Here is a 19,632-nt window from a genome sequence, read left to right on the forward strand (position 1 = left end):
CCAGACTTGGCAAGTGGTAACTGCAAAAGGAGACGCTCAAAGGTAGAAATTCGTGGCATTTTTATTTGCATATTTAATTAGGGTATAATTTGGTCGAGCCTTGATCAGCGCTGCAATCTGTTTATCTTAATCTTGTATCATCATAAAAAAGGTCAATGCATTGTTAGAAACCCAAGTTCAGCCCGCCACCATTTATCTCAAAGACTATAAACAACCGGATTTCTCGATCCACAGCATCGATCTTGTCGTCGAACTCGGTGAAGAAGTTACAACTGTTTCCTCATCGATGACCATAAAGCGTATGAACCATCAAGCCTCTACTTTGAGTTTGAACGGCGAAAATCTGGAGTTAATTTCAATAAGACGGAATGGCCTGGTGCTCAATGATACCAGTTATGAATGTACCGATGAATATCTGCATATTCCAATCCCAAAATCCGAAGAAGAATTCACGCTGGCAATTGTCACCAGAATCAAACCCCAGGAAAATACAGCCCTAGAAGGATTATATAAATCCAGCGGGAATTTCTGCACCCAATGCGAGGCTGAAGGTTTCCGCAAAATTACTTATTTTCTCGACCGCCCTGACGTTATGTCGGTGTTTTCGACTACTATTATCGGCGACGCGGATCTCTACCCGGTCATGCTATCCAATGGGAATAAAGTAGAGGAAAAACAACTAGATGATGGCCGAAGTTACGTTAAATGGGAAGACCCACACCCGAAGCCCGCCTATCTTTTCGCGCTTGTAGCTGGAGATCTTGCCTGTGTTGAGGATCATTTTACGACGGCATCGGGTCGCGATGTCTTACTTCAGATTTTCGTAGAAAAGGGCAATGAAGATAGATGTAATCATGCCATGACGTCGCTCAAGAAATCGATGAAATGGGATGAGGAGGAATTTGGCCGGGAATACGATCTGGATGTGTTTATGATAGTAGCCGTGAGCGATTTCAATATGGGTGCAATGGAGAATAAGGGGCTCAATGTCTTTAACTCAAAATATGTACTCGCCTCCCCGCAAAGCGCAACAGATACGGATTATGACGGGATTGAAAGTGTTATCGCCCATGAATATTTTCACAACTGGACTGGCAATCGCATTACCTGTCGCGACTGGTTTCAACTGACATTGAAGGAAGGCCTCACTGTTTTCAGGGATCAGCAATTCTCGGCTGACATGAATTCTGCTGCGGTCTTTCGGATTGGAGATGTTCAACGTCTCCGCGCTGCCCAATTTCCGGAAGATGCCGGCCCCCTCTCCCATCCGATCCAGCCGCAAAGCTATGTGGAGATAAATAATTTCTATACGGCAACTGTGTATGAAAAAGGCGCAGAAGTCATTCGTATGATACATACCATTTTGGGTAAGGAGAAATTCCGCAATGGCATGGATATCTATTTTGACCGACATGATGGACAGGCGGTAACAACGGAGGAGTTTGTCAAAGCCATGGAGGATGGCTCTGGTATTGACCTGACCCAGTTTCGCAGATGGTATGTTCAAGCCGGGACACCCGTTATCAAGGTGACCGAGGGATACAATCCTGAAAGCCAGCAATATTCCCTTACCTTGGAGCAGGAAAACCCCAAGCTTGCTGAAAATTTTCTACCCTATCACATACCAGTTGATATGAGCTTGCTGGATGGCAACGGGAAAGCAATCGGTTTTACGACAGATACCGGAGCCAAAAGTACAGGCAAGGTATTGAACCTGACGCAGAAAAAGCAGACTTTCGTCTTTAATGATATAAATTCCGAACCCACTATCTCTCTTTTTCGGGGTTTTTCAGCACCTGTAAAACTGGAGCAAAACCTGGATAATGAGCAATTGGCATTTCTCTTTTCCCGGGAAACCGACTTGTTTAATCGCTGGGACGCCGGGCAGCGTCTGTCGTCAAATATTCTATTGAGCCAGGTAAATCGTCATGATGTTGGTTCATTGCAGATACTCCCTCAAATGTATTTATCTTCCATCCGGAATATTCTGAACGATAGAGAACTGGACCCGGCTTTTGCGGCAATCGCTCTTTCGTTGCCCAGCGAACAGGATCTCGCTCAAAAAATGCCTGTCGTGAATGTAGATGCTATTCATATTGTCCGTAACAATGCCTTGAAAGAAATTGGCTTGAAATTTGAATCGGACTTTCTTCAAATTTACAAAGACCTTCGTGACCTTAAAGTAGAAGGAAACCAGCCGATTGCAAGCAATCGAAAATTCAAAAACACAGCCTTGAGGTTTTTGACAGCCACCGCAAAAGAAGATTATTTCGCATTGGCTGCAGAACAGTACCATGCCGCGGAGAATATGACAGATGCCATGGCGTCACTCTTCAATCTAGGGGAATCCGAGGGACAAATACGAGACGAGATTTTCGCAGATTTTTATCAAAAATGGGAGGCGGATCCACTTGTTATTGATAAATGGTTTACGGTTCAAGCCATGTCATCTCGACCAACAGCACTGGAGGATGTAACTAATTTATTGTCTCATCCGGCGTTCACAATGCTCAATCCAAATCGTGTTCGATCTCTTATTGCAGCCTTTGTATCGGGAAATCCTGTACATTTTCATGAGAAATCCGGCAAAGGATATCAATTTTTGTTTAACGCAATCGAACAGTTAAACGGTACGAATCCCCAAATCGCCGCCCGGCTTGTGACACCATTGGGTCAATGGCGTCGTTATGATGCAGTACGCCAGAAGCTGATGACCGACAAATTGGAAGAGATTTTGGATATTTCAGATTTATCCAACGATGTTTACGAAATGGCAAACAAAAGCCTGCATAATTGAGATAAATTATCTGATAATGTATTCTTTCGTATGTTTTTAGATACAGGAGCGAGCAAAACCAGCGTTATTTGAGTATTGGGTTTTACGATGAACAAGACCATAGCACTTGGCGTCCTTGTCGCCAGCTTGACATATTCGCCATCCATTGTCGGGGCGACGGGAAAACCTGTGATCCTTCAGGAAGATACACAAATTGATCGAACAACCGCAGTGTTGGCGACGGAGCCTGGCCGACGTAATTTCATTCCTACGCCACGTCAAAAACCGGAAATTGGGGACTTGGCTCTTTTAAATGTTTCCTCTGTACCGGTCCCGAAAATACGTCCGGTTGGTATTGCCCTGCCGCCTCATCCACTTGCAACAGGATTGCTCAGCAAGAAAGATCTGAATATTTATAAACAGGCTATTGCTTTGGCTTCCGAACGAAAATGGAAGAAAGCTCGGCTCATGGCTCGACGAGCAGACTATAAACTGCCAGCGAAAATTATCGATTGGCGGTGGATGACCGCTTATCGCAACAGAGCAAGCTTCGACCAGATATCCAATTTCATTGATGCCAATCCCGATTGGCCACGGCAAACGACGTTACAAAGACGGGCTGAAGAAGCATTAGTTGATCCCGTATCTGCGGATCGAACAATTTCTTGGTTCAGCTCACGCGAACCGCTCACCGGAATAGGAATGCTTCGTTATGGTGAAGCCCTTATAGAAAAAGGGCAATTAGTAAAAGGCCAAAACCTTGTCAGGCGCGCCTGGCGTGTGGGAAATTTTCCAAAAGACCTCGAGCGGGCGACATTGAAAAATTTTAATCTGCTCCTCACTGTCCAGGATCATGACAGTCGGCTCGAGCATCTCTTGTGGGAGAGAAAGGCTACAGCGGCAACGCGCATGCTTCCTTATGCAAGCAAGGGCAAAAGCAAACTTGCCGTTGCACGCATCCAGCTGATGACTAAAAGAGGAAATGTTGATCACGCAGTCCGCAGCGTTCCCAGAGAGTTGCAGGCTGACCCAGGCCTGATTTTTGAACGGGCGAAGTGGCGCCGACAGAAATCCCTGCATGAGGAAAGCCAAGAACTCCTTCTGCAAATGGATGCGACTGTACCCCGGGCTGAAAAATGGTGGCGAGAACGGCATTTACAAGCGCGTAAGCTACTTGCCAAAGGTCACATTACAGATGCCTATAAACTGGTGAGTCAGCATGGATTGGCGCAAGGCGGCGATTTCGCCACTGCGGAATGGCTGTCCGGGTGGATTTCTTTACAATTCCTCGGAGATCCGGCTATCGCACGACAGCATTTCGTTCGAATGTATGAAAATGTTGGTTACCCAATCAGCCGTGCTCGTGCCGCCTATTGGATTGGCCGCGCTGATACATCAGCCCGCGAAAACGCGCTTGCCCAATATTGGTATGAAGTCGCGGCACAGCATTATACCACCTATTATGGGCAAATGGCGCATTTCGAACTGGGAAAAAGCCAGTTACCCATGATACCCAAACTTACCGGAATCAATCCACACGTGAAGAAGATATATGACGCCGATGAACGCACATTAATAATTCGGCATCTGACGGAATTGAACAAACCAAAATGGACAAGATATTTTCTTTTGGAGATGGCAGAGACTGCGAAAACAGCTGATGCATTTAAATATTTGGCGAAATTGGCAAATGATATCGGTCGACCCGACTATGCTATCTCCGTCGCTAAACGAGCTTCTCAAAGAGGGACAGAACTAACAGAAATCAATTGGCCGACAAATGGCGCGCAAGCAGATAAGACACCCATCGAAAAGGCACTGGTTTTTGCTATTATGCGCCAGGAGAGCGCCTTCGCCTCTGATGCTATATCAAGCGCAGGGGCCCGGGGACTTATGCAGCTGATGCCCGCGACAGCAAAACATGTTTCGCGATCCCTGAAGGTCACCTATTCAAAATTTCAGCTGACTGAGGACCCCGATTACAATGCATTGCTAGGTAGCTCCTACCTTTCCGGGTTGGTTGATGAGTTCAATGGATCCTATGTTCTGGCTATCGCGTCCTATAACGCTGGCCCGCGCAATGTTCGCAAATGGATCGACACCTGGGGCGATCCGCGCACTGGCGAAATCGACATGATAGACTGGATTGAATTTATTCCCTTTACGGAAACAAGGAATTACGTTCAACGGGTCATTGAGAATTTGCAAATTTATCGCCAGCGATTGGCCGTAAGCCAGAACGAAAAGCTGACCATTTATCAGGATCTCAATCGCGGTCTTGCGACACACTAATTTATCGGCACGATAATTCACGTATTCTTCACTTGCATTATAAGGATAATCGTCCAACATTCGAACCGGGTGCGCCTTTGAAATTGAGTGCAAAATATGACAACCTTGAAACTAGACAATATTAAAGCCTGCGTCTTTGATGCCTACGGTACAATGTTCGATGTAAATGCCGCTGCCCGCGAAGAGCAAGCCGCCCTAGGCGACAAATGGGAAGAGATTGCCAACAACTGGCGAATGAAGCAGTTACAATATACTTGGCTTCGCAGCCTGCAAAAACGTCATGCGGATTTTTGGCAGGTTACCGGCGATGCCCTTGATTTTGCGTTGGCCACCTCGAATATAGACGATGCTGCTTTGCGGGATCGCTTGATGCAGTTGTATCTAAAGCTGTCCGCTTACCCGGAAGTAAAGTCCATGCTGGAAGCCTTGAAGGCAGCCAATATCAAAACCGCTATTCTTTCCAATGGTACACAAAAGATGCTCGACGCGGCGGTGGAAAATGCCAATATTGGCGCACTTCTGGACGGTTCCTACTCCATCGAGGACGTTGGCATCTACAAACCGGATCCCTCTGTCTATCAAATGGCAGTGGATCGCCTTGGGGTCTCCCCGTCTGAAATTTCGTTCCAATCCTCAAATGCCTGGGATGCATATGCTGCAAAGGCATTTGGCTTTAACGTCATTTGGTGCAACAGGTTTGGTCAGGCTGATGAGCGCCTACCTGGGACGCCAGATGCACAGATCACCGATTTGAGTGCACTTCCGCCAATCGTTGGTGCTTAACAAATTTCCAGGTAAATGTCTTATTATGCCCTTTGCAGAACATTTCTATCAGTCGACGGATGGTCTTAACCTTTACTACCGGGAATACGGAACGATTGAAGATCATCCTCCTCTTCTTTGTCTTTCTGGACTGACCAGAAATTCAGCCGACTTTCATGATTTTGCCGAGCGATATTGTGGTAACAGGAAAGTTTATACCCTTGATTACCGGGGTCGCGGAAAGTCGGACTATGACGCCAACTTTGAAAATTATAATCCGCAAGTTTATGCAGGGGATATTTATAATTTCCTGACGTCAAAGAATATCCAAAAAGCAGTATTTGTCGGAACATCTCTTGGCGGGCTTCTTACCATGGGTATGGCAGGCTTCGCCAAGCATCTTATCGCCGGTGCAATCCTCAATGATGTCGGCCCAGAGATCGATACCTCGGGCGGGAACCGCATACTGGAATATGTCGGCAAGGATATCAGGTATGACAGTATTGAAGTCGCATCGAAAGCCCAGAGGGTGCAATATTTGAACGCCTACCCTGATTTGTCTGACGCGGAATGGATCTCTCAGTCAAAGAAGACCTTTGTATTTGACAAGGCGGCCGGCAATTTCCGTTTCAACTACGATATGAACCTGGGCCCGGCTTTGGCCAAACAGTTTGACAATGCCGACCCTGTTGATCTTTGGCCGTTTTTCGCGGAATTAAAGGGCATCCCTACCCTTGCCATTCGCGGTGCCAGATCAGATGTTTTGAGCCAAGAGGTTTTCAGGAAAATGCAGATAGAAAATCCTGAAATGCAGGCTATCACCCTCGAAAATCGCGGCCATGTCCCACTTTTGGACGAACCTCCTCTTTTGAAAGAAATGGATCAATTCATTGCTGGAATTCGATAAAGCCCCTACATATCAATCGATCCTGGAGGCAGCTCAAACCCTCGAAGGTATTGTCCGTAAAACACCCCTTCTTGAATCCCACGCACTTAACACGGAAATCGGTGCCCGGCTTTTCCTGAAATGCGAAACCATGCAGCATACCGGGTCGTTCAAGTTCAGAGGTGCCTATAACACGTTGCGCCGATTGTCTTCAGCGCAACAAAAAGGCGGGGTTTTCGCCTATTCAAGCGGTAATCATGCACAAGGTATTGCCTTGTCTGCCCAGATGCTGGGCATCCAAGCAACAATCTTGATGCCCGAAGATACACCCCAGATAAAAATGGACAATACAAGGGGCTATGGTGCGGAGGTCATTACTTATGATCGCTATTCTGAATCCCGTGAAGAAATCGGCAGTAAAATTGCGGATGAAAATGGGCTGACTTTGGTGAAACCCTACGACAATCATTTCGTGATTTCCGGGCAAGGAACAACCGGCATTGAAATCGCTGAACAGCTTGCTGAACAGGACGTTACTGCAGATATTTGTGTTTGTCCCGCTGGTGGTGGGGGCTTAATTGCGGGAACGTCCCTCGCTCTCAAAGAGTTAAGCCCGTCAACCAAAGTATATTCGGCGGAGCCGGAGTATTTTGATGACACTAAAGTCTCATTGGAGTGCGGCACCCGGGTTGCCAATACCGGTGGGAAGAAAAGTATTTGCGATGCCATCGTCACACCGATGCCTGGTGAAATAACTTTTCCTGTCAACAAAGAAACGTTATCCGGCGGATTGATGGTCACAGACGACGAGGTTAGATCGGCTATCCGGGAAGCATTTCATCATTTCAAATGTGTGATTGAGCCGGGCGGCGCCGTTGCGTTTGCAGCCCTTCTGACAGGTAAAATCGATATCAGCGGAAAGACTGTTGTTGCAGTTGCATCCGGTGGGAACATTGACCCGGACCTCTATCGAGAAATACTGGCCGGCTAATAAGTGGCCCAGAATTCCCCGTTTTCCAGCTTTTTCCGATAACCGGACATAAAGGACTCTAACTGGCTTACTTTCGCTATGATCGTTGCCCGCTCCCGAAATTCTGACGCGGAAGGATCGGTCTGCTCCGTAATCAAATCAAATGCAGGTGAATCAGATGTTCCCTCCATGCGGCTGCGATACTTTGTCCGCATCGTTTTTATACCGGAAGTATCTTCATGCAAGCTACGGGCAACAGCCAATTGCATAATCCGCTGTCGATCCAATTTTTGTTTTTCAGGGTCAGCCGCATCAATTTTACGCAGGATCAGTTTTTCAAGTGCCGGAATAACAGCAGCCCAGTTTTTTGACTTCCAGTAAATATCAGCACGAAGCATATCCGCTTCTTCACTGTTATCCCTGGAAATTAAATCCAGTGCAACAGGGTAGTTTTGAAGATCCGCCTGTGCTCTTGCTTCAATATAAAGCCGCTCTTTATGTGCTTTCGGAGACAACTGGCGCCATCGGGTTTTATACAATACCTTGAGGCTGTTAGCCGGTTTCTTGTTCCATAAATGAATAACCGCGAGCTTGGTTCCTGCGTTGGCTTTGTCGAGGCCTTTAAGGCGGAAATTAACCTGATGCTCCAGTAATTGGGCAGACTGCTCCAGTAAGTCCACCCGCGCCAGTCGATCCGCGAGGATACGGATCATATCATCACCTTTTTTCCCCACCGGCGTAAGCTCGCGATATTGATAGTAAATCGCAAGCGCCTTGATAGGGGACAATTTATCGGCACCGCCTTCCAGGAAAAGCTCAGCGAAAATGTCGTTCATCTTCCGACCCAAATCGCGGGAATATGGAGATTTCGGGAAATAATGCACTATACGCTTATAGGTATCCAGACCATCACCAATGCTCCCGGTGGCCACGTATAAATCACCCAGTCTTTTTTGAATATTGATTTCCAGGTCATCTCCCCGCCACCCGAAATCAAGTTTTTCAAGTGCGGCAATGGCCTCTTCAGGCGATATTTTATTGCCGACAAGATCATTGTTCACTTTTTCAAATCTAGACCGTTCTGCGACCGGCCGGTATCCCAAATCAATGGCTTTGGTAAAATGCATTGTTGCAGCCGGTAAATCGCTGAGTTGAAAAGCCATAACACCTTCAAGCAAGGCTTTCTCGGCCTGATGTTTTAATAAGGTTGGTTTTTTAACGCGAGACAAGGCCTTTTTCGCTAAATTGACGTCAAAATCTTCAAGGGCGGCGCGAGCCCAAAGCAGGTTAAATTGATCCTGATGGACGGGTTCATAGATGCCAAATGCACCAGATCCGTAGTTCAGGCTTTCGATTGCCCCCTGCCAATTACCTTGAGCTGCGGAAAGCGCACCTCGCCACGGAGCAATTTCCACATCACCATCAAAATCAGCGTGATACAGATTTGCTTCCGCCTCTTTCAAATGATTCAAGCCAAGATCCGATAAGCCCACAAGCAATCGGAAATCCTGGTCTTTCTCCATTTTGGGGAATTCTGCCTTGATCCGGGATAGCACCCCTCGTGCATCCGAGAAAAAAGAATGTCCAACATAATATTTTGCTAAAGCCATCAAGGCGTTCAATTTTTCGTTTTTAGGAGCCGTCACAATCTGTTTTTGTAATTCTTGTTTACGCAATGTGAACTGCAACGGTGATACTTGCCGCCATTCTTGTAACTTAACAGTTTGCGCGGTTTGAAATATCGGAGTTGGCTTTGTAAGTTTGCGGGTTTTTTCAGCCTGTTTTTTCATTTCAGCGGAATGCGCAAGTTGCTGGGCAGGTTTCACGGCAACAGAAACGCCGTTTTCTTCTCGTGCTATCTCAACATTTTCATTAATTCGTTTAATTGCTGCACCCTGTATTGTTTGTGGAAGGGTCACATGTTCAAATTCCCGTAAGGACGCCATAGCCCAACCCGAGGTATTGAGCGGAATTGCGGCCCAGTGAATTCCCGTTTCGGTGTCTTCAAATTCAATGGTCTTGCCATTCGTCACAGCTGGAATGAACAAACGCGGCCCTGACAAAGAAGCCTTTTGTGTCTGTATTTCCATTGGATTTTCGATGGCCAATGTTGCCCCTAGTTGAAAATCCACATGCCAGTCATCATTCACTTTACTGATTTTAGGTGAATATCCATCCCGAAAGGAAAACCTGAGTAACGTGGCCTCACGATGTGTCTGCTGTTCCGATTTCGAAACCAGGAATTTATAGGGCCCATTCAAATTACCAAAATCAGCTCTCGCATATCGATCGAAGATAACCCAGTACTCACCTTCCGATTCAAACATCGACATTGCCACTGGCGACTTCCAGGGGAAGATCAAGCGAAACCCATCTTTAAGGTTGGCAATTTCCAATGCGAGTGTTTCATCCGTCTTCGGGGCTTCAATTGGCTTGCTAGCCACCTTGGTTCTATGCGGTGGCACTGTATCAATTTTTGCTTTTGCAGGCGGCGGCAATTCATCAATCACGATGACCGGGCCGATAGCTGCTATTGCCGACCCGGATGCTGGAGCGATTTGTTCAAGGTCGGGGGCCTCTACACTGTCCGTATTGATTGTCATTTTCTGTTTCGGTTCGGTGACCGGCATTATTTCCGTTGCTTGAGCGACAACGGGTGCCTCCCTAATTGGAAGAGATTTCGTCCCTGCGGGGATTTCTTTTTTGATTGGCTCAACGGTCTGCGAAATATCTTCTTTCGGCAAGACGACCGCACTGGCTGTTTTCTCAAGAGGTTTGGCATTCCGCGCTTTTTTTCCATCATTCGCTACCGGAACTGTCTTTTCTCTGTCGACCTTGCCCTGCTCTGAATTCGGTTTTGTCGAAACTTTTTTTGGCTCATTGGTGGTCGCCCGTTTGCTCGATCGAATATCAAATACAACACTGTTTTCATTCAGAAAACTGTTTACACCCATCCCGGGCGCCAGGGTGACGGTAATATCTGTTGCTCCTGACACAGATTTTGCGGCGACAGAAACAACCAGATCAGGCGGCCTCTTATTGATTTTTGCAGTATCGACAGATGCAGCGGCATCAAAACTGATGGTAAGGATGTTTCCCGTTAGATTTGTCTTGTAATTGGCAGGTTTCTGAGGCCAGTCAAATACAAGACGTGTGAAATCCTTATGCTCTCCTGCGCGTAATTGAACAAATGCTCCTTCCGCGGCAACCGACGCCATAGGCAAGGTTGCAAGCAGACCCAGTGACAGAAAAGTAATAGTAAGATACTTGAAAAATACGCGTGCCATCTTAACGTCCTTGACCTGCTGCTTCTTGAATCACAATATCCACACGCCTTGCGAGGGAGTATTTCTGATCCTTATCGGTAATCTGTGAAAGTTCGTTGAATCGTGAATCTGCCATTCCAAACGCCCGAATGGAGTAGCCATATCCGGAATTTTTAAGGGCATTCGCTACGGAAAGCGCCCGCGCTACAGACAGTGCCCAATTGGATTTGTATTTTGCCGTCGGCGACGTAATTGGATCCGGGTCCGTATGTCCATACACTTCAACACGATTTGCAATATGGCGAAGTGTATTGCCAAGCAAGTAAACCACTTCGATCATGTTTTCGGATTCTATTTCTGTTCCCGGCTGAAAAAACTCTGATCCAGCAAGTGACACAACAAGTTTCTCTTCGGCCTTAAAGATCTCGATACTGGCGAGAAGCGGGCTTTGTTGTTTCTTGCCATTCAAAACATGCTCAAGATATGCCAGGTCAATTGCCTTAGGCTCCCGGATCATGGCCATATTTTTCTCGGCCGCACCGGTTTTTGTTACAAGATCATTGTCATCACTGATTTTATTTCCGAGAGTTTCCGTCACAGTTTGCCAGCGATCAACCTTGATCTCACTCATGGAAAACATCAGAACAAAAAACGCCAGGAGCAACGCCAACAGGTCCGCGAGGGACGTCATCCAGATTGTGCTGGGCTTATTGGTTTCCATTTTATCGGTAAAAAATGGTGTCATTGCAGTTCCTCGTCCGGCCAGAACTGATAAGTCAGTGTGGGGCGCAGGAAAAAGCTGAAATGCACAAGGCCGGCGTCCCCCTCTTCCAAACCAATCGAGATATTTCGGGACGGAACACCTTGGGACCGAAAATGTTGAGCGAGTATATCGACGCGATTGCTCGCAAGGCCATTGGCGCTGTCAGTACTTGACGGCAAGCTAGGTCCAACGCCGATCAGAATTTCAACATCTGTCGCAACATTCAGGTTTCGACTTATAAGAGCCGATGCTACATCTGTCAGAAATTTATCTTTTAGATCACGAAGCTCAAGACCTCCACTTTTAAACAATTTCCCAAGGGGAACACTGAATTGGAGCCGCGTACCGCCGTCTGTTACTCTTGATTCAACCAGCGGAACCGCTGTTTCGAAGACATTACGCAACTTTGCGTGAAATTGCTGTGTGCCTTGCTCTTCACCAGACAGGGTTTTCTGTTTATCCGCCGGTATGTCTTTTGACAGTCCCTTAAAGGCGATGTTGACGCTTCCAAGGACGGAGCGGATCCGCTCCTCTTTCGGAACGGAGATCGAATGCAAAAAAATGAAGAAGGCCAGAAGCAATAGGTAAAGTGAAACGAAGATCACGGCCGTACCACCTGTGCTGCCTCTGGAGGACGGCTCATTCTGAGGCGGCACATAACTGCCCAGTTCCTGTTCACTATTTTGTTCGAAAGCCGACACGTTTATAAATCTCTCACCCGTCTCCAATTAAGAAAATTGGTTCTCAATCACTACTGGGCAAATTTTACCGACTAATGGTTAATCAGCCGTAAATTTTTGAAATACAAAGGATTTTTCTTGCGGCGTGAATATCGTCAGCTTTTCTTGCCGGAAACACCCGGCAATTGGCGTCGTGTCGCTAGTTCCACAGTCAGCTTATTGGCCCGCTGGCTATTCATTGCAGCCAGTATTGTCGCCATTTTGGCTTCTTTTATCCGGCTCGCAACATTGATGAGGATCTCCATTTCCAGACTATTGAAAATGCGGGCGGCATCTTTAGGCTTCATTTTCTCATAAATTTTGACCAGACTCTCCAGTTGGGTCTTTGCTTGATCGTCATGAAGCTGGAGCAACTTATTAAGAGTTGCTTCCATATCTTTGAGTTTATTGATTTTATCATCAATGCGAGCTTCTGTAGCCTTCAATAGATTGTCGCGCATATCGAGTTCCTGGTTACGACGATCCAATTCCGATCGCCGCTCTACCAGACGTTCAAGGACTTCAATTTCACTGTCCGAAAACTGTGTCTCTTGCGCTTGAGGTGCCGGCATAACAGGTTTGGCTTCGGCCACAACCGCTTCGGGCTCTTGCGTATCCTTCGGCGCCGCATTGCTGTCGTCAATGGCTTCGGGTTCCGGTGCAGCCTCGGTCTTCTCCTCAGCAACCGCATTTTTCACAAGAAATACTTGAGCGTCTGTCCAAACAGTACTCAGCTTTAATCCAAATATCAGGACAAGCGCGAAGACCATCACCGGGAGAATGCGAATATTTTTAATCATATCTGTGAGTTGCCCTATGTCGCTTTTGTCAGCATTTCAAAAAGTTCTTTTTCCGCTTCGGTACGAAATTTCTTCGGCTTTTCCGGCTCCGGTGCCTCAAGCTCATCATTCTCAGCGTAGAGACCGGCCGGATCATTGTCGTAACTACCGGAAACCTGCGGCGAAGACGCCGTTTCAACATTTTGCTGTAAACGGTCCGCTATGCGCGTACTTGAGGCATTTATAAGCTGAAGTTCCTCAATCAGTTCTTTTGCCTGATGTATCTCAGCCTGAATTTCCTTGTTCGCATTTTCAGCCACTGTCTTAAGTTGTTCGACACCTAGCTTAGATTTTACGATGGTTTTATCGAACTCGATTGAAAGCTGCCGCAAATCGTCCTGGGCATCTCGCATGGTCGTCAGGCGTTTGTTCAATACAGCACAGTATCCGATCGTTGCCATCAGCAAACCGACTAAAAAAACATCCAGCAGAAAATCCAGCGAAATAAATTCCAGCATTGATTTATCCCATTACCCGAAGAGATTTATCGACACGAACAGCGATATTATGTCCGGATCGGCCCATTTTCCCGGAAGCCATTGAAATACCGCCACATTTTAAGGTTGTTGGGCTATCCGGTGACGCATTGAACATGATTGTATCTCCCACATCCATCGCCAAAACTTCGTTCAACGACATCTCTTTTTGATCCAGCACCGCTTGTATGTCCACGTCTGTTGACCAAAGCTCAGTCGCCAGATGGTTTTCCCAAATGCTGTCGCGACCAAATTTCTCCCCCATGAACATTTGCAGCAACAGTTCACGAACTGGCTCTAAAGTCGCGTAAGGTAACAATAATTCTATACGTCCACCGCGGTCTTCCATATCGATCCGTAGCTTGATCAGAATTGCCGCGTTCGCAGGGCGCGCAATTGTTGCGAACCTGGGGTTAGTTTCGATGCGCTCATGCATGAAATTAACCGGGCTGAGCGGCTCAAACGCCGCCGACATATCACTCAGGACAACGGACACCATTCTTTCAACCAGGTTGCGTTCAATGGTTGTGTAAGGGCGTCCTTCGATCCGCATTGCGGCCGTACCACGACGACCGCCAAGCAAAACGTCGACAATTGAGTAAATGAGAGAGCTTTCCACCATGATGAGACCATAATTGTCCCATTCATCGGCCCGAAAAACACTCAAAATTGCCGGCAGTGGAATAGAGTTGAGGTAATCACCGAAACGAATGGATGTGATCGTATCGAGACTGACTTCCACATTATCAGAGGTGAAATTGCGAAGCGATGTGGTCATCATCCGAACCAGACGGTCAAAGACAACCTCCAGCATGGGCAGGCGTTCGTAATTGACTAAAGCGGAATTAATAATCGCCTTAATGCCCGAATTCTCACCGCTTCCGTCATTATCCATGTCGAAGCCGAGGAGACTATCGATCTCATCCTGGTTAAGGACACGTGTTGACTGGCTGCTGGAGGCTTCTGCTATGCTTGCCCCGCCAGATTCCGATGCCTCTGCATCAGGATCCATGGCCGCAGCCATATCCATTTCATCGTCACCACCGGCTTCCATCGCGGCGGCCATGTCCATTTCGCCGTCGTCTTCGGCTTCCATTGCAGCGGCCATGTCCATTTCGCCGTCACCATCGGCTTCCATCGCGGCGGCCATATCCATTTCGTCGTCTTGATCAGACATCAGGCTTCCTATTGCACTAGCATTTCTTTGAATAAAACGTCATTGACCTTGATGGGCCCCACTGACGCATTGATCCGCATCAAAAGTTCTTCTTTCAATCTGTAAACTCCGGCAGATCCGCTTAAATCTTCTTTGCGGAGCTCTCTCAGATAAACTTGGAAATTATCCATAACGCGCGGGATGAGCAGTTCAAGATCCGCGACCGCAGTTTCATCTTCAAGCTCGAGAGAAACACCAAGTTTCAAGAAACTGTTCGCTGCGGTACCAGTATTCAGATTGACCAGCATTTCGGGTAAATCATAAAAAACGACCTGCTTGTTCTTTTCCGCAGCTGCGGCGGCTATTTCTTCTTCCGTCGGGCCGGGGCTGTCAAACAGGCCGGCGAAATACGCGCCCCCTGCACCACCCCCAATTACCAGGATCGGCAAGAGAATAAACAAGACCAGAACTTTCCCGCTTAATTTCTTTTTCTTCTTCGGAGCTGACTCATCACCATCTTCTTCAAGATCCGCATCGAGCTCGCTATCTTCTGCTTCATCTACCATTGAACGCCTCACCCTTCCGACGGTCATATCGTTCCATTTCCTATGAAACAGATTAGGAGAACTTGGTTAACAAGAAGTTGACAACCCTCCTATCTCTTTAAATAAGCAGATTTTTTTTTGAATAGGCATTGCAGCTGGTCGGAATTCCTTCCTGAAATGGGAAAAATTTGCCGCCCAATACCGGAAAAAGCCCTCTTTTCGGCCATATCAGGCACCTCACGGATAAATAACCCATTGTTTTTAAACGATATTTTTTCTGGCACGGGATCTGCACATATATGGGCAGTTCAATTTGTGCCAGAAGGGCAGAAAAATGGAAAATGCAGTTTTTATAGGTTTATCACAGCAAATGGCGCTGAAACGGCAGTTAGATATTACCGCCAACAATCTCGCCAATGTGAATACAACGGCGTTCAAAAGCGAACATCCGCTGTTTGAAGAGTTTCTAGTCGACAATTTTGACAAGCCGGACATGTCTTATGTCCAGGATTACGGCAGCTATCGCGACTTGCGTGAAGGCGAGATGACCCATACTGGGCGGCCTCTTGATGTTGCCATCGCCGGCGAAGGCTACTTCACCATTGAAAGCGACCAGGGTGTTCGGTTTACAAGAAATGGAAGTTTCCGGCTCGATCCTGACGGAAATATCGTCACAATCAATGGTGAGCGGCTTCTCGATGAGACAGGGCGCAGTATTACAGTCAGCCTGCAGTTTCAGGATGTTTCCTTTGCACCGGATGGAACAGTGACAACCGGCGAAGGCCAAACCCAAAAAATAGAACTGGTTCGATTTGCCAACCCGCAGATACTCAAACAAGTCGGAGATGGCCTGTATGATGCTGAAGGCGCTGATCCGGAGCCCGCCACTGATGCAAAAGCCATGCACAAGATGCTGGAAAAATCCAACGTTCAACCCATTCTTGAGATGACGGCAATGATTGACATCATGCGCGCCTATCAATCCGCACAGAAGCTGATTGACTCCGAGCATGACATGCAAATGCAAGCCATCCAAGAAATGCCAACAGTACAATAAAGAAGGAATAGAATAATGCGTGCACTCGGAATTGCCGCCACGGGGATGTTGGCTCAGCAGCTTAATGTTGATGTTATCTCAAACAACATCGCCAACATGACAACCACTGGCTTTAAGCGCCAACGCGCTGAGTTTCAGGATCTGCTTTATCAGGATATGGAACGCGCAGGCGCGGCATCCTCGGATGCAGGCACAATCGTTCCGGCCGGTATCCAAATCGGTGTTGGCGTGAAAACAGCGTCGGTTTACCGGATAACGGACCAAGGTGGTCTGGAAGCGACCGGAAATACATATGATATCGCCATTCAGGGTGAAGGCTATTTCCGGGTTCTTTTGCCCAGCGGCGACGAAGCTTACAGCCGGGCTGGCTCCTTCCAGCTAAGTCCTGACGGCGAACTGGTCACACAGGACGGCTTTTCAGTGATCCCAAGTGTCACTATCCCACAGGACGCCGTGAGTGTCACAATCAATGCCAGTGGAGAAGTTGAGGTCCAAATCGACGGCCAGACGAACCTGCAAACGGTTGGGCAGCTGGATCTCGCCATATTCTTCAACGAAGGCGGCCTGCAACCCTTGGGGGACAGCTTGTATAAAGAAAGTACCGCTTCCGGTGCACCGACGATCGGCGTCGCAGGATCTACTGGTTTTGGTACGTTGCGCCAGGGCTACCTGGAAATGTCCAACGTGAATGCCGTACAGGAAATCACCTCATTGATCAGCGCCCAGCGTGCTTATGAAATGAACTCCAAAACAATCACCGCTGCGGATGAAATGATGTCCGTAACGAACCGGCTCGGTGGCTAATCCTTTCTAGAATAGAAGAGGCTGATATGAAATATTTCATTACAACGATAACTTTAATATTCGCACTTATTGCGCCGATAGCCGCACAAGGCGCGGATATCACCTTACGCCCGCAAATCACTGTGGAAGGCGACACCATAACATTTGGTGACTTATTCGATGGCACAGGTGAAAAGGCGGACCAAACCGTGGCGCCGGCACCCGCTCCCGGAAAATCGAAAGTTTTCAAAGCGAAGTCCGTAGCAAATTTTGTCCGGTCGCATGGATTTACCTGGCGCCCGGCAACACCGGTTCGCAGAATTAAGGTTCGCCGCCTGGGCATCACCATCCCCCACGAAAACATTTCAGACGAAATTCGAAATGCGATCGAGTATGAATTGGGTGCAGAGCTTTTCGAGATGGCCTTATCCTCTCAGCATACAAATATCAAGGTCGGCACGGAGCAGGATCCTTCTGTTTCAGTTGAAAATCTTTACTTCAACAAACGAAGTGGTCAATTCACAGCCGAGCTGCTGGCTCCGGCACATGATCAAAATGGCTACCGGTTTAAACTTGGTGGTAAGGTACATAAGCAGGTTATGATCCCGGTTTTAAAACGGTTTACGCCCAGCGGCCGCGAAATTCTAGAAGATGATATCGAATTCAAAGCCGAGCGTTCGTCAAAAGTTGGTCGGAACGTTGTTACAGATGCGGCGCTACTGATCGGCAAGAGCCCTCGCCGCTCAATCCGTTCCGGTATGGCCGTTAGCCTGAACAACCTCGGAGATCCGGTTACAGTTGAAAAAGGGAAACTGGTTGCCGTAATATTACAGAGTGGCGGTATGTTCCTCTCTATTTCAGGGCGGACAATGGAAGCTGGCGGCACAGGTGATGTCATCCGTGTCGAAAACATCAACAGCCGGAAAATCATTCAGGCCGAGGTGGTCACTTCGCAAAAAGTCAGGATTATCAGCAATCCTGACCAACTCGCTTCTTTACGCTAGCAGAATATTCAAGGATCAGAAAATGACCCATATTATCGATATCACAACCCGCGTTTCACTTGTTCTTCTGCTCGCAACGGTTCTTGCCGGCTGTAACTTCTTTGAACGTCTTGCCAATGTTGGAAGTGAGCCGCCATTGACGGAAATTGTTAATCCTGTTGCGGAAAAGGGATATCAGCCCGTCTCCATGCCGATGCCGCGCCCGCAGCCCGTCATCCAGCAGGCAAACTCCTTATGGCGCCCCGGTTCGAAAGCTTTCTTCAAGGATCAGCGGGCCAGCCAAGTCGGTGACATTGTTACCGTCCTCGTCGAAATCGATGACGATGCTTCTCTCAATAATTCAACAGATACATCGCGCGTCTCCAATGAAGAGGCCGGTTTTACCGGGTTTTTTGGGCTTGAATCACAATTGACCAAGGTATTGCCGGAAGGAACAACTTCTGATGGTCTGATTGATTTGGGCAGCGACAGTTCAGTCAGTGGATCTGGAACGGTTGATCGGAAAGAAACCATCAATATGGAAATTGCCGCCATCGTTACGCAGATCCTGCCAAATGGAAATCTGGTTATTATTGGCCGGCAGGAAGTGCGTGTAAATTTTGAAAGCCGTGATTTATCTGTGACCGGTGTTGTCCGGCCGGAAGACATTACCTCCGCGAATACAATTCAATCAGCGAAAATTGCCGAAGCGCGCATCGCTTATGGTGGCCGTGGCCATCTGACGGATGTCCAGCAAGGTCGCTACGGACAGCAACTGTTCGACATTATCTTCCCTTGGTAGGGTAAGAAACTAAAGAAAAAGCCGGTCCAGGAATGGGCCGGCTTTTTTTTCGCTTAATCGTCGCGATAAATTTTCTCTCGCCGTTCGTGGCGTTCTTGTGCTTCCAGGCTCAAAGTCGCAACTGGCCGCGCTTCCAGGCGCTTTAGGGCAATCGGGTCGCCCGTCTCATCACAATAGCCATAAAGGCCTTCATCAATGCGGCGCAGTGCCGCATCAATCTTGCCAATTAACTTACGTTGCCTATCGCGGGTTCGCAGTTCAAGAGCCCGCTCAGATTCAGTCGACGCGCGATCCGCGATATCCGGCTCTTTAATTGTTTCTTCTTGCAGGTTGGCAATAGTCTGGCTGGCATCTTCTAAAATTTCATTGCGCCATCTCAGAAGCTTTTCACGGAAATACTCCTGCTGTCTGGGGTTCATAAATGGTTCGTCATCAGACGGTTTATAATCATCGGCAATTTGAACGTTCATTACGCAACTCCGGCTCCTAAACACCAAAAATAGCTCAAGTTAGCGGCCATAATTATAAGATTGCTCTTCCATTAGCAACATCCTATT

The 19,632-nt window shown here is 47.6% G+C and carries 17 protein-coding genes; 9 read left to right on the top strand and 8 right to left on the bottom strand.

Annotated features, from left to right (window positions below):
• The first annotated feature begins 160 nt into the window (after window positions 1–160).
• From pepN to NBZ79_RS11625, 5 genes are all read left to right on the top strand, one after another.
• Window positions 161–2,797: an aminopeptidase N gene (pepN, locus tag NBZ79_RS11605; protein ID WP_251932592.1), complete on the top strand. Its 2,637-nt coding sequence runs from the start codon at window positions 161–163 to the stop codon at window positions 2,795–2,797.
• Between the two features lie 87 nt (window positions 2,798–2,884).
• A complete protein-coding gene (locus NBZ79_RS11610; RefSeq protein WP_251932593.1) occupies window positions 2,885–5,068 on the top strand; it encodes a lytic transglycosylase domain-containing protein in 2,184 nt (727 codons plus the stop codon).
• Between the two features lie 96 nt (window positions 5,069–5,164).
• The gene (locus NBZ79_RS11615) at window positions 5,165–5,851 is read left to right on the top strand and encodes a haloacid dehalogenase type II (RefSeq protein WP_251932594.1); all 687 of its coding nucleotides are present in this window, start codon (window positions 5,165–5,167) and stop codon (window positions 5,849–5,851) included.
• A 25-nt stretch (window positions 5,852–5,876) separates the two neighbouring features.
• Window positions 5,877–6,737, top strand: coding sequence for an alpha/beta fold hydrolase (locus NBZ79_RS11620; RefSeq protein WP_251932595.1), 861 nt, complete (start codon window positions 5,877–5,879; stop codon window positions 6,735–6,737).
• Entirely contained in the window at window positions 6,721–7,707 is a 987-nt protein-coding gene (locus NBZ79_RS11625) for a threonine ammonia-lyase (RefSeq protein WP_251932596.1), read from the top strand. Before NBZ79_RS11620 ends, NBZ79_RS11625 begins: the two co-directional genes overlap by 17 nt.
• Here NBZ79_RS11625 and NBZ79_RS11630 read toward each other — a convergent pair.
• From NBZ79_RS11630 to NBZ79_RS11660, 7 genes are all read right to left on the bottom strand, one after another.
• On the bottom strand, window positions 7,704–10,973 hold the full coding sequence (locus tag NBZ79_RS11630; RefSeq protein WP_251932597.1) for a hypothetical protein: 3,270 nt from the start codon (window positions 10,971–10,973) through the stop codon (window positions 7,704–7,706). The two genes, NBZ79_RS11625 and NBZ79_RS11630, sit on opposite strands and share 4 nt — an antisense overlap.
• Window position 10,974: 1 nt before the next feature.
• Complete coding sequence (locus NBZ79_RS11635) at window positions 10,975–11,697, bottom strand: OmpA/MotB family protein (protein ID WP_251932598.1); 723 nt, start codon at window positions 11,695–11,697, stop codon at window positions 10,975–10,977.
• The gene (locus tag NBZ79_RS11640) at window positions 11,694–12,416 is read right to left on the bottom strand and encodes a hypothetical protein (RefSeq protein WP_251932599.1); all 723 of its coding nucleotides are present in this window, start codon (window positions 12,414–12,416) and stop codon (window positions 11,694–11,696) included. The genes NBZ79_RS11635 and NBZ79_RS11640 overlap by 4 nt, the downstream gene beginning before the upstream one ends.
• A 134-nt stretch (window positions 12,417–12,550) precedes the next feature.
• Window positions 12,551–13,234 (bottom strand): MotE family protein, encoded by a 684-nt coding sequence (locus tag NBZ79_RS11645; RefSeq protein ID WP_251932600.1) that lies wholly within the window; start codon window positions 13,232–13,234, stop codon window positions 12,551–12,553.
• A gap of 14 nt (window positions 13,235–13,248) precedes the next feature.
• Complete coding sequence (locus tag NBZ79_RS11650) at window positions 13,249–13,731, bottom strand: DUF6468 domain-containing protein (protein ID WP_251932601.1); 483 nt, start codon at window positions 13,729–13,731, stop codon at window positions 13,249–13,251.
• Window positions 13,732–13,735: 4 nt separating this feature from the next.
• Window positions 13,736–14,926: a flagellar motor switch protein FliM gene (gene fliM, locus NBZ79_RS11655; protein ID WP_251932602.1), complete on the bottom strand. Its 1,191-nt coding sequence runs from the start codon at window positions 14,924–14,926 to the stop codon at window positions 13,736–13,738.
• A gap of 8 nt (window positions 14,927–14,934) precedes the next feature.
• Window positions 14,935–15,498: a flagellar basal body-associated FliL family protein gene (locus NBZ79_RS11660; RefSeq protein ID WP_251932603.1), complete on the bottom strand. Its 564-nt coding sequence runs from the start codon at window positions 15,496–15,498 to the stop codon at window positions 14,935–14,937.
• 286 nt (window positions 15,499–15,784) lie between these two features.
• Between NBZ79_RS11660 and flgF the strand changes: the two genes are divergently transcribed.
• From flgF to flgH, 4 genes are read left to right on the top strand one after another with little or no spacing between them, the layout of a single operon-like run.
• Window positions 15,785–16,507 carry a flagellar basal-body rod protein FlgF gene (flgF, locus tag NBZ79_RS11665; RefSeq protein WP_251932604.1) on the top strand — a complete coding sequence of 241 codons (723 nt, stop codon included), beginning with the start codon at window positions 15,785–15,787 and terminating at the stop codon, window positions 16,505–16,507.
• Window positions 16,508–16,522: 15 nt separating this feature from the next.
• Window positions 16,523–17,311, top strand: a complete 789-nt coding sequence (gene flgG / locus NBZ79_RS11670; protein ID WP_251932605.1) for a flagellar basal-body rod protein FlgG — start codon at window positions 16,523–16,525, stop codon at window positions 17,309–17,311.
• Window positions 17,312–17,337: 26 nt separating this feature from the next.
• Window positions 17,338–18,294: a flagellar basal body P-ring formation chaperone FlgA gene (gene flgA, locus NBZ79_RS11675; RefSeq protein ID WP_251932606.1), complete on the top strand. Its 957-nt coding sequence runs from the start codon at window positions 17,338–17,340 to the stop codon at window positions 18,292–18,294.
• A gap of 22 nt (window positions 18,295–18,316) precedes the next feature.
• Window positions 18,317–19,075 carry a flagellar basal body L-ring protein FlgH gene (flgH, locus tag NBZ79_RS11680; RefSeq protein ID WP_251932607.1) on the top strand — a complete coding sequence of 253 codons (759 nt, stop codon included), beginning with the start codon at window positions 18,317–18,319 and terminating at the stop codon, window positions 19,073–19,075.
• A 53-nt stretch (window positions 19,076–19,128) separates the two neighbouring features.
• On the opposite strand, the gene dksA is transcribed toward flgH, so the two are convergent.
• Window positions 19,129–19,545, bottom strand: a complete 417-nt coding sequence (gene dksA / locus NBZ79_RS11685) for an RNA polymerase-binding protein DksA (protein WP_251932608.1) — start codon at window positions 19,543–19,545, stop codon at window positions 19,129–19,131.
• Between the last annotated feature and the right edge of the window lie 87 nt (window positions 19,546–19,632).

The sequence above is a fragment of the Sneathiella marina genome (genome assembly GCF_023746535.1).
In the GTDB taxonomy this organism is placed as follows: domain Bacteria; phylum Pseudomonadota; class Alphaproteobacteria; order Sneathiellales; family Sneathiellaceae; genus Sneathiella; species Sneathiella marina.